The following is an 11,933-nucleotide window of genomic DNA, read 5'->3' as shown; positions in this document are numbered from 1 at the left end:
CTCTACCTTGAGTGGCAACCTGCGGGGCGGCCCCAAAATTGTTTTATCCTAAAGATAAAAAATTTTAGGGGCGGACAGGTTGACGAGGCTCATGGAGAGGTTTTGAGACTTAGATACGTAAGTATTGTCTCCGCCTAACAGATATGATATAGTGAATCAAAAGCAATACTAAGTGTAAGGTTACATACATGGAATCAATCGTTAACTCATTTGCAAGTCAATTTAAAAAGCCGGCAGTCGTTGACGTCCAGAGCGGTGATACCGTCAAGGTGCACCAGAAGATTCGCGAAGGCAACAAAGAGCGTGTTCAGATCTTCCAGGGATTGGTTATTCGTACCGACAATAAAGGTTCGCACACCAGCCGCATCACTGTTCGTCGGATTGCCAGCGGCGTTGGTGTCGAAAAGAGCTTCTTACTACACAGCCCGCTTATTGTGCAGGTTGAAGTGACGAAGCGTAGCAAAGTCCGCCGTAACTACCTTACGTACATGCGTGAGCGTACTGGCAAGGCTGCCCGCTTGACTGGCCTTGATTTCGACAAGCGCGCTGTCAATGAATTGCCCGTCGCCGAAGAAACGCCTGTTGCTGAGCCAGCTGAAGAAACCAAGTAGTTCCAGGCGCTGAGGCGCGATCATTATGCATAAGTTACAAGCCGGCGTCTATAAGCATTACAAAGGTGGCTTATATTTAGTGCTCAGCGTTGCCCAACACAGTGAGACGAAGGAGAAGCTGGTCGCTTACATTCAGTTAAGTGGCGCTGCCGGCGCCAAGGTCTGGGTGCGACCTTACAAAATGTTCTTCGAGGAAGTTATCGCTGACGGCATTATGAAGCCGCGCTTTATGTATATCGGTGAGACGGTCGAGCCGGTCTTTGCTAAATTTTATGACCCGTTAGGCGGCTATAGTGGCGCTGACCGCGATGATAGCCATTAGTCTTTAAGTATTTTCGCTTGCTATAGTGAGTCTATGGTAATTATCGGCATCGACGAAGTTGGCAGGGGATGTTGGGCCGGTCCGCTGGTAGCGGCTGCGGTCGTACTGGACCCAGAAATACCAATCGCTGGCTTACAAGACTCCAAAACACTCAGCAAAAACCAGCGTGAACTGCTCGCGAAGCTGATCCATGCTAATGCAGCATCAGTTGGCATCGGCTGGGTGTGGCCGGAAGCTATTGACATAAGTGGTATTACAGCAGCTGTCAAATCAGCAATGGAACAGGCAATTGCACAGATCAAATACCCGTACGAAGCTATTATTATCGACGGTAATTATAATTTTTTGCCACAGTACGCACACGTTACGACCTTAGTCAAAGCCGACGGGCTTATACCAGAAGTCAGTGCTGCCAGTATTGTAGCCAAGGTTGCGCGTGATGATTATATGGCTACTCAGGCTGTCGACTACCCACTGTATGGGTTTGAACGACACGTCGGGTATGGCACGGCACAACACATCGCTGCACTTCAGACGCACGGCGTGACGGTGCTGCATCGAAAATCCTTCAAGCCGATACAAGCCCTCCTTAATCATTAAGCCTGAAACTGTAGTGTGGGTGTTTGTTGAGCGTGGTACAATCTGACGCATGTATGCATATTGCCACGATTCGAAGTTGCCAGCATAATGACGAGCGTTGAGACAGGCGGCCGGGCAGAGCAAGCCGCTGCCGCATTCCTTGCGGACGAAGGCTACGACGTTCTGGAAATGAATTACCGGCGGCCGCACTGCGAGATTGATATCGTGGCACGGTTTGATAACACAATCTATTTTGTCGAGGTGAAATACCGGGCAACTGATAAAAATGGTGCAGGCCTAGACTATATTGATGCCAGGAAGCTGCAACATATGCAGCGGGCTGCAGAAACATGGGTACGTGAACGACGCTGGAACGACGAATACGTCTTAGCGGCAATCGAAGTCAGTGGCCAAGAGTTTACGGTCGATACCTTTATTGATGTAATGGACTAGTGATCGTTACTCGCTTTGTAAATTTAGGTAGCTTACTACTGACCAAAAAACGCTTCTACAGATGCCAGGTCGCGCTCCAGCCAATTGACTCTGTTGTTAATTTCTTCAATTCCAATAAGGATGTTGCGTTTTAGTACGACTTGGTCGAGCTTTGGCTCAAAGAAGTCTTTATACTTTGCCGCCCATTCATGGCTATTGCAGGCAGCCGCAGCATAGCGGGGCATGTAATCGTATGATTTATCATTTTTGTATGTTTCTTCAATCCACGACCATTCGTCGACCATAAAATTCCAGCCGACGTCTCGTACATAGCGGTTGCGCATTAGGTATACCAGCCAGCGGTCAGCGTCTTGGGGCTTAATGATTTTCGGATCTTTGATGCGTTCCAGCAAAAGCTTTGCTTTGTCTGCAGAGCGAGTGGCAGTCAGTGCGCCGGATATGTCGGCTTTGAGGTCGCTGTTACTGGTACTATCGTGCAGTTGCAGTAAAAATTCAAAGGCTGTGTCGTCGCCCAGTTTGATCGGTACCCCGAAGACAATTGCGCGTATCTCACTCGACAAGCTTGACGGATCGGATTGGTAGGCAGTAAAGCGCTGTTTGGCTTGTTCGATGATTGCTGGCTCGTCAGCATACGACCCAAGTCCAATAATAAGCGCGCGTAGTTTTTGGTCGGCAGCTGACTCGCCGGATTGTTCGTCCCACCCCAGCCGGTCGAATTGCTCGGCGATAAGCCCTCGGATAAATGACTTTATCTGCTTTTCGAGTTCCTCTGCGTGGCCGCTGCCATCAACGAAGCGCCGCGATTCACCAACAATAAGCGACATAATGTCCCAGACGGATTCATTGCTTTCATTTCCATACGCCGCCAGCAGGCTCAGTACATCGCCAAACGGCCGGTAGCCGGCGCGGGACAACATGGAATTGTCATTGAGTAGCATCAGCCGTTCAGCGTTTGACAATGTTCCTGCCGCTACGCGGGATGCCAGGGCGCCTCGGTGTGCAAATTGACTATAGTTGACGATGTAATGGCCGCGCGCATCTTTGTCGATGTGTAGAGGATCGTCACTTGTTAACTCAACCTCAATCGAAGGCGAGTCTAACAATTGTAGTGTTGTGCCGTCACCTGCAAACAGCGGTACGGGCCATATACGGGCCTTATCGGCTTTGTCCGGATTGTCGGAAAAATGCCGCTGACCGATCGATGCCGTTTTGCCGTTTTGCGACACAGTTACAACGGGGAAGCCGGGGCGCTCGAGCCACGGATTCATAAATGCCGCCACATCGACACCACTGACATCGCTTAGTTCTTTCCACAGATCGCTGCCCTCAGTGTTTTTGTAGGCAAATTTTGTGAAGTACTGACTCAGGCCTTTTCTGAAATTATCATCACCGATATAACTTTTTAGCATGTACAGCAGTCGGCCGCCCTTGGCGTAGACGATGGATGGATCAAACAGTGTGCTGATTTCGTCAGGATGGTTAACCTCGACGCGAACAGCCTGCACGCCAGGCGTAGCATCGCGGCGGAGCGCCGACAGGCCTTCGGCCGCTACGAAGGTGTCCCAGACATGCCACTCAGGGAACATAGCATCAACTGCCTGATACTCCATCATGTTGGCAAATGATTCATTGAGCCAGAGGTCATTCCACCATTTCATTGTAACGAGGTTCCCGAACCATTGGTGCGATGTCTCGTGGGCAACCACCAGGGCAATTGTTTCTTTGATTGATTGGGACGATTCACCGGGGTATGCCAGCAGGACGCGCTCACGGTAGGTGATGAGCCCCCAGTTTTCCATCGCACCGCTGCTGAAATCGGGCAGAGCAACATGCTCCGCCTTCGGCAGTGGATAGGCTACGCCAAAGTAATCTTCGAAGAATTCTATACTGCGAACCGCTGCATCCAGTCCGAAGTCCAGCGAATCAATCGGCTGCGCCCGGGTAGACCAAACACTCACTTCTACGCCGCTTGTAGTCTTGGCAGATTTCGACTGCATATCGCCAACAACGAATGCCAGTAAGTAGCTACTCATACGCGGCGTCGTTTCAAAGGTCGTCGTCATTTTGGCTTCGGTATTGTTTTCTGCCTCGGATGCGGTTTGCGCGGCTGGGTCGGTCGTAACCTGGCTCTTGACGGGTGTATTGCCCAGTGCCGTCACGCCGGGTTCTGTCACCAGTGTCAAATCAAACGTTGCTTTGGCTTCTGGCTCATCAATACAGGGGAAAACTTCGCGGGCATGATGACTCTCAAACTGCGTCGCCAGCAAAGCAAATTCCTGGTTCTCAAGCTTATAGTAACAAGGATACAGACCGGTCATACCAGGTGTTATTGGCGCTTCAAAATCTAGCTGCACGGTGTACTTGCCAGGATATAGCATTTCGGATGCGTGCAGCCGGACTTCATGAAACGATTTCTGCAGATTGATGCGCTCAATAGCTACATCACGCAACCCTTTTTTATCAGTTACCGATACGCTTGCCGAAGTAATTTTGAGGTCTTTGGCGTGAAAGGTCAGCCGCTTACTCGGCCGGCCAGTTTTTCGGCCCGTGATGGTAATCTGGCCCCGAAAACTCATATTGGCTCTATCTAGCTCGAGTGCCAGGTCATAATGTTCTGGCTGAAACTGTGTAAATAACCTCGTGACCGATGCGCTCATGGTAAACCTCCTGTGAACTGCGTGTATTTGCTGATGAACCTGCGTAACTTCTATAGTATCACCGATGAACGGTCGTGTAGACACTTGACAAAAATCATAATAAACGTATGATTAAAATCTATGTTTCGTGCTTCTCATGAGAAATCTGTCCAAAATGCTAGAGACAGTATACAGCGTAGATTTGCCGCTTCTACCGTGCTGAGCCGTATATCAGTCGGTACTGGTTTGCTAACAGGCGCGGTTGGCCAAGCTTTGCCAATGGCTGACAGATCCGAAGCCATGACGGTTGTTGGCATTGTGGCCGGTATGGCAGTTGGTTTGATCGGAGATCGAACGCAGGCCGACTGGTGGAGTAGTCGGCAAATCAGTAATTTGGCACATATACGAAATCCTGATAGTAGCGAAAACGGTCAATATATCTCCGTCCTTAGTATCGAAGGAGATGCTCTTATCGAAAAGGAACAGCTTGACCCGCAAACACTGCATGTTTCACCATACGATGATCCAAGAGAGAGGCCACTCATGACTGCAATCTTACCTATTAGTGGGTTTTGTACTGGAGTTACGGCAGACATCGTCTACCGCGCAGAAGCAACCGGCGGTCTTCTGCCGATGTTTATAGGCGGACTTGTTGTCAGCGTAGCGGCCACTGCCATGTTTGAACATCAAGCTGAGAAGGACATAGCAGGCAGTCGTGATAGCTATTTAAGGCGATTGGATAACATTGAAGGCGGTATTGGCTTCGGAACACCGGAATAGCTGCTAATACGAGGTCGACATTGACAGTCACCGTCATTCGTATGTATAATTGTAGATGTTCGATCCGGCCAGCTGGTCGGATTTTTTCATAAGAAACTCTTGCGACTTGAGATTATTAGAACTTCAGATAATGAATAAGTCCGTAAGAAGAAAATACCGTTAACCAAAAGGAGAAACCAATGGACATGGATTTTAAACAATTAGGTGTCGCCATCAAAGCAATTGCCGAGGAAAAAAACTTGCCGGAAGAAACTGTTCAGGAAGTCGTTGAGCAAGCCCTGGCCGCTGCCTATCGCCGCGATTATGGCGACCGCGAACAGGATGTCCGTGTCACTATGAACCTCAACACTGGTGACGTTGACGCCTACGTACAAAAGGATGTCGTTGAGCGAGTCGGTGATCCCGACTATGAAATCAGTATTGAAGATGCTCAGCTGATTAAAAAGGATGCCAAAAAAGACGATATTATCGAAATTCATGAAAAAGTAGAAAATTTCGGCCGTGTTGCTGCCCAGACAGCAAAGCAGGTCATCTTGCAGCGTCTGCGCGAAGCGGAGCGTGAAATTGTCATGGCAGAATTCGAAGACAAGATCGGCACTGTCATCAATGCAGTTGTCTCGCGAGTTGAAGGGAATATCGTCCGGATCGATCTTGGCAAAGCCCAGGGAATTATGCCGCGTTCAGAACAGATTCAAGGCGAACGCTACTATCCTGGCCAGAGGCTAAAGGTCTTCTTGAAAGATGTCGAGCGCGGTTTCCGCGGTCCACAGCTAGTTGTATCGCGCGGCAACACGCAGTTCGTCGAATGGCTGTTTCGTGCTGAAGTGCCTGAAATGGAAAGCGGTGCCGTCGAAATCAAGGGCATTGCCCGTGAAGCCGGTGTCCGTAGCAAAATAGCTGTATCCAGCAACGTACCTGGCGTCGATCCAGTCGGTACCTTCGTTGGTGGCCATGGAACCCGTGTTAATGCAGTTATGAGCGAAATTGGCGAACAGGAAAAGATTGATATTGTTGTCTGGAACGAAGACACAACTGAATATATTATCGGTGCACTGAGCCCAACTAAAGTTAGCCGAGTAGTTCTCGACGAAGAGCGCAAAAAAGCCCGCGTTATTGTTCCCGAGGACCAGCTCAGCATCGCAATCGGTAAAAGCGGCCAAAATGTTCGTCTTGCTAGCAAACTTGCTGGTTACGACATCGATATTGAAGCTGACAAGCCGCAGGCTGAAGTATCCGAAGGTATCGTTGAGACAACCGAACTGCCTAAAGTTCCAAAGCTGAAGCGCAAATCAGATCTGGAAAACAGCCTGCTGGAAGCGATCGAAGAACACGGCGAATAGATTTCACTGCTATAGATTATGTCGTAATTAGCACTCTTGACTTGAGAGTGCTAATTTTAGTATGATAGCTGTATAGCTCACCGCGAAAATGCAGATAGACGTGGGATTCCTCACAGCAAATTTTCATTCTGAGCCGTTACAATGTAGAAATGAGAAAAGGTGGTACAAAACTATGATGCCAAATAGTCCAGATTTTAGAGAATTTTTAAATCACTTGACCAACAACGCGCTCAATTCGTTGAAGCACGCTGATGCAATTGCCCGTAGTTTTGGTAGTGCCTACATCGGTACGGAGCATCTACTTCTCGGTGTACTGGCGCAGGATTCTAGTATGGGCGCCAAAATCCTGGAAGGTTCTGGAGTCACGCTCGACCGCGCCCGCATGGCATTGAATTTAACGCCAAAAACTTTAGTCATCAATATGGGTGCCAAAGGCCTCAGCGAAACAGCCAAACTAACACTCAAGATGGCGTATGATGTTGCTCAGGATTACAGCCAAGAATTTTGTGGTACGGAACATATCCTGTTCAGTATCATCAGCCAAAAAAACGCCCGAGCAACCATACTACTACGCGATATGAATATCGACGTCGATAGTCTTATGAACGAGCTTGAACAGTTCCTGAACCGCCAACAATACGAAGAGTCAGAGGCAGGTACCGATGGTGGCTCTACGCGGTCCAAAAAGGGCAAGAAAACCGCTCTTGATCACTATGGAACTGATATAACTGCCCAGGCGCGCAACAATAAGCTTGATCCAGTTGTCGGCCGGGAAGCGCAGATACGCCGCGTTATTACGATTCTGAACCGCCGCACTAAGAACAACCCGGTGCTCATCGGTGAGCCTGGAGTCGGTAAGACGGCAATTGTCGAAGGCTTAGCGCAGCGTATTGTCAGCGAAGATGTGCCAGACAGCCTGCTCGATAAGCGTATTGTCATGCTCGATCTAGCGGGAATGATTGCTGGTACAAAGTACCGTGGTGAATTTGAAGAGCGGCTGAAAAAAGTCATGAGCGAACTCGAAAAGGACAAGAAAACAATTGTCTTTATTGATGAGCTGCACTTGATAGTTGGTGCCGGCGCCGCCGAAGGTGCCATGGATGCTGGTAACATTTTGAAACCGGCACTAGCCCGCGGAAAAATCCAAGTAATTGGTGCAACTACGACCAGCGAGTATACCAAGCATATCGAAAAGGACGCCGCCCTGGAACGGCGCTTCCAACCGGTGCAAGTACCGGAAACAACTCCGTCTGAAACACTGGCAATATTAAAAGGTCTCCGTAAGCATTACGAGAATTTCCACGGTGTCGTCATTAGCGATGAGGTACTAGAAGATACCGTAACACTTGCCAAGCGCTACATTAATGACCGCTTCATGCCGGATAAGGCAATTGACCTACTCGATGAGACGGCTGCACACCTGCGCGTTGATAAAGGCAAGACATCGCCGGAAGTTCGCAAATTGCAAAAAGAGCTGAAGCTTGTCAACACGCGTATCGAAGAAGCTGTCGACAGCGAAGATTACGAAAAAGCAGCCCGCGAAAAAACTCGTGCTTCTCAGATCAACGAAGAGCTGGCCAAGCTAGCTAAAAATGCGCCCGAAGTAAAGCGCCTCAAGGTTTCGAGCGAAGACGTCGCTGAGGTTGTGTCACGTATAACTGGCGTCCCTACGAAGAAGGTTATTCGTGCCGAAGCAAAGTACTTAATTGGCCTTGAGAAGACGCTCAGTAAATATGTTATTGGCCAATCGGAAGCCGTTGAAGCTGTGTCACGGGCTATCCGCCGAAACCGTTCAGGTATTGGCGCGACCAACCGGCCGATCGGATCATTCATATTCCTTGGGCCAACTGGTGTTGGTAAAACGGAGATGGCACGGGTGCTGGCTCGAGAATTCTTTGGCTCAGAAAACGCGCTCGTCAAAATTGATATGAGTGAATTTGGCGAGCATCATAACGTCTCGCGCCTGGTTGGCGCGCCGGCAGGATATGTCGGTTACGACGAGGGTGGGCAACTGACCGATAAGATCCGCCGCCAACCGTACAGTTTGGTACTCTTCGATGAGATAGAAAAAGCGCACCCAGATGTCTTCAATATGATGTTGCAAATGCTGGAAGACGGCTATCTGACTGATGCGAAGGGTCGCCGGATTGATTTCACGAATACAATCGTAATCATGACCAGTAACATTGGTGCTGATAAGCTGCAGAAAGAATCGAGCTTTGGCTTTCAGGCGACCGATCGTAGCGATTTGAAAGACCTTGATGATCTTCACAAGCGTAACCGAGATAAAGTGCTCGACGAATTGAAGAAAATGATGCGACCCGAACTATTGAACCGCATCGATAAGATTATTGTCTTCCGCGCATTGACGAAGAAAGATATTTTGCACATTGTGGATCTGCAACTTGACGACCTACGTACCAGATTGCAGAAACAAGGAGTCGGACTGGAAGTTAGTGCGCAGGCCAAGCATCATTTGCTGCAAAAGGGCTACGACTCAAAGAATGGCGTCCGCCCACTCCGCAGGCTGATACAGGATACGATCGAAGATCATGTAGCCATGGAGCTGCTGGCAGAAAAACTGACCAAGGGTCACATATTACAAGTAGCCGCCAAACGTGGCGTCTTAGCCTACGCTGCAGCCACAGAATAATATGATGGTTAGTCATATAACTTCACTACGTATACATTAAGTTGCTATACTTATGGTTATGTCAAAGAGCGGTTTCAAATCGGCGAAGGTATGGCTGCTATTTACTTTGCTAGCTGTCATTATCGTTGGATTTTGGCAACAACAAGCGATACGTGATTGGATGCGCCTCTATAACTATCAGCCAGCGGCATCGATCAGCCAGCTGGCTAATCAGTTACAGTTTACGCCCCAGGCACGCAAATTGTTTTACGTGAATCATCCGCAGCTAGAAGACCGGACTGCCTTTAACGCAGCTTGCAGTAAGGACGATGAGCATACAATTATACTTGGTTGCTATCATCCAGTTGACCGCGGCATATATATCTATAAGGTAACTGACGCACGGCTGACAGGTGTGAGCCAAGTAACTGCGGCGCATGAAATGCTGCACGCCGCCTACGATAGATTATCTGGTCGTGAACGCCAGCGAGTTGATACGATGCTTCAAGATTTCTACCAGAATAAACTGCAGAGTGAGCGTATTAAGACAATCATTGGAGCTTATACAAAATCAGAGCCGAATGATGTGGTGAATGAAATGCATGCGATCTTTGGAACAGAAATTGTTGAACTGCCTGGCGAGCTTGAAACATACTATCAACAGTATTTCCAGGACCGTTCCGTTGTCACAGCGTACGCTGCTACCTACCAGGCTGAATTTACATCACGGCAAACGCAGGTTTCTAGTTATGATAAAGACTTGCAGATACTGAGACAGCAAATTGATGCCAATAAAATAAAGCTCGAAACACAGGAATCGAAAATATCGGTATTACGCAGCCAGCTTGAAACCTCCCGTAATGCAGGGGATATCGCTACCTATAATCAGTACGTACCTATCTACAATGCGCAAATCGATGCCTACAATAACCTTATTACAATGACAAAATCATCCGTAGCACGCTATAATCAGCTGGTACAGGATCGAAACGCCGTCGCACTGCAGGTTGCTGATCTGGCCCGTTCTATCGATAGCTCATTGCAAGCAATCGAACAGAAATAGCTGCAGACAATAGTAAAATGATAAAAGGATTTATACTACAAGTTCTATGGCGAAGAAACAAACTCCAAAATATGTCTGTACCAACTGCGGCGCCATGTCGAGTGCTTGGGCTGGGCGCTGTTCGCAGTGCGGTGATTGGAATACTCTGCAAGAGGAAGTCCAAATTGTGGCCGGTACTGGAAGTGGCGGCAGGGTTAGCACAACCGGACGGGCGCTTGTCCCGCAAGCAGTCAGTGAACTCGTTAGCGCAGACCAACCACGCCTGAAGACAGGTATACCCGATATTGATATTATTTTGGGCGGTGGCATTGTGGCTGGTAGCGTCAACCTGATTGCCGGACAGCCCGGAATTGGCAAAAGTACTCTACTGCTGCAGCTTGCGTATGCAGTGGCTGGCCATGCCAGCGTGCTGTATATCAGCGGGGAGGAGTCAGCGCATCAAATCGGACTGCGGGCCGAGCGCCTTGGCGCAACCCGTAATGGTCTGCAGTTAGCTACCAGCACCTCAGCTGATGACATAGCGGCAACTATAGCCAGTGGTACATATGCACTTGTCATTGTAGATTCAATTCAAACCATTGCCGCGAGCGACGTGTCGTCGAGTGCAGGTACCGTATCTCAGATTACAAATAGTACGCATTTGATTATGGCGGCGGCCAAGCAGGTCAATACTGCTGTAGTGCTGGTCGGGCATGTTACCAAAGAAGGAGCGATTGCTGGTCCGAAGGTGCTCGAGCATGTTGTTGACGTTGTATTGCAGCTAGAAGGTGACCGATATGGTGGCTTCAAAATACTGCGCGCTATCAAAAACCGCTTCGGTTCAACGAGCGAAGCTGGTATTTTCGAGATGGTAGATTCTGGATTGCGTCCAGTTGACAATCCATCCGCAGCGCTACTGGAAGAACGCCAAGTCAGTGATGGATCTGTCGTTCTTGCAACACTTGAGGGCACCCGACCACTACTCGTAGAGGTCCAGGCACTCGTCAATAAATCGAGCTATGGTTATCCGAAGCGGGCTGCCAGTGGCATTGATATCAATCGGATTAATCTTCTTATCGCCATGCTGGAGAAACGCACGAAGCTTAATCTTTCTGAACAAGACATATACATTAACATAGTAGGCGGTATGCGTATTACTGAACCGGCAGCTGACCTTGCCGTTTGTATGGCAATCGGTTCTGCAGCCCGTGGATTGCAGCTGAAGCAGAATGCAGTTGTTTTTGGCGAGCTTGGCTTATCTGGTGAAGTCCGCCACGTACCGTTTGCTGAAAAGCGAATTGCTGAAGCTAAGAAACTCGGTTTTGACTGCGCAATCGGACCAATGCTGAAAGGTAGCAACCGACTCGCCAAAAAAGATGATTTTCTGCATGGTGTGCCATCAGTCCGTGAAGCACTGAATCAATTTCTTGAAAAAGAATAGGCACCGGTGCAAAAATACTACGAAATTGTACGTTTCAGCTACCGCTTGAAGTCGATAGACTTGTTTTGGCCGTTAGACGAAGTTACGGTTGCTCTGT

At 48.9% G+C, this 11,933-nt stretch carries 10 protein-coding genes; 9 read left to right on the top strand and 1 reads right to left on the bottom strand.

What is annotated here, in order from left to right:
* Positions 1-188 precede the first annotated feature (188 nt).
* The 4 genes from rplS to VF575_02030 are packed head-to-tail and all read left to right on the top strand — an operon-like array spanning position 189 to position 1,965.
* On the top strand, positions 189-611 hold the full coding sequence (gene rplS, locus VF575_02045; GenBank protein ID HEX8182360.1) for a 50S ribosomal protein L19: 423 nt from the start codon (positions 189-191) through the stop codon (positions 609-611).
* Positions 612-636: 25 nt separating this feature from the next.
* On the top strand, positions 637-933 hold the full coding sequence (locus tag VF575_02040) for a DUF1653 domain-containing protein (GenBank protein ID HEX8182359.1): 297 nt from the start codon (positions 637-639) through the stop codon (positions 931-933).
* Between the two features lie 33 nt (positions 934-966).
* Positions 967-1,533, top strand: coding sequence for a ribonuclease HII (locus tag VF575_02035; protein ID HEX8182358.1), 567 nt, complete (start codon positions 967-969; stop codon positions 1,531-1,533).
* A 60-nt stretch (positions 1,534-1,593) separates the two neighbouring features.
* Complete coding sequence (locus VF575_02030) at positions 1,594-1,965, top strand: YraN family protein (GenBank protein HEX8182357.1); 372 nt, start codon at positions 1,594-1,596, stop codon at positions 1,963-1,965.
* A 35-nt stretch (positions 1,966-2,000) separates the two neighbouring features.
* Here the strand turns inward: VF575_02030 and VF575_02025 are convergent, their stop codons facing one another.
* Entirely contained in the window at positions 2,001-4,622 is a 2,622-nt protein-coding gene (locus VF575_02025) for a M1 family metallopeptidase (protein ID HEX8182356.1), read from the bottom strand.
* A 120-nt stretch (positions 4,623-4,742) separates the two neighbouring features.
* Between VF575_02025 and VF575_02020 the strand changes: the two genes are divergently transcribed.
* From VF575_02020 to radA, 5 genes are all read left to right on the top strand, one after another.
* The gene (locus VF575_02020; protein ID HEX8182355.1) at positions 4,743-5,381 is read left to right on the top strand and encodes a hypothetical protein; all 639 of its coding nucleotides are present in this window, start codon (positions 4,743-4,745) and stop codon (positions 5,379-5,381) included.
* A gap of 185 nt (positions 5,382-5,566) precedes the next feature.
* Positions 5,567-6,721: a transcription termination factor NusA gene (gene nusA / locus VF575_02015; GenBank protein HEX8182354.1), complete on the top strand. Its 1,155-nt coding sequence runs from the start codon at positions 5,567-5,569 to the stop codon at positions 6,719-6,721.
* 172 nt (positions 6,722-6,893) lie between these two features.
* The gene (locus VF575_02010; protein HEX8182353.1) at positions 6,894-9,374 is read left to right on the top strand and encodes an ATP-dependent Clp protease ATP-binding subunit; all 2,481 of its coding nucleotides are present in this window, start codon (positions 6,894-6,896) and stop codon (positions 9,372-9,374) included.
* Between the two features lie 58 nt (positions 9,375-9,432).
* On the top strand, positions 9,433-10,416 hold the full coding sequence (locus tag VF575_02005; protein HEX8182352.1) for a hypothetical protein: 984 nt from the start codon (positions 9,433-9,435) through the stop codon (positions 10,414-10,416).
* 46 nt (positions 10,417-10,462) lie between these two features.
* Positions 10,463-11,836, top strand: a complete 1,374-nt coding sequence (gene radA, locus VF575_02000; GenBank protein ID HEX8182351.1) for a DNA repair protein RadA — start codon at positions 10,463-10,465, stop codon at positions 11,834-11,836.
* Positions 11,837-11,933: the final 97 nt, after the last annotated feature.

It is taken from the genome of Candidatus Saccharimonadales bacterium (genome assembly GCA_036388415.1).
In the GTDB taxonomy this organism is placed as follows: Bacteria; Patescibacteriota; Saccharimonadia; order Saccharimonadales; family UBA4665; genus UBA4665.
Note: the sequence above shows the minus strand (reverse complement) of the source record. Positions and strands in the feature narration are given on the sequence as shown.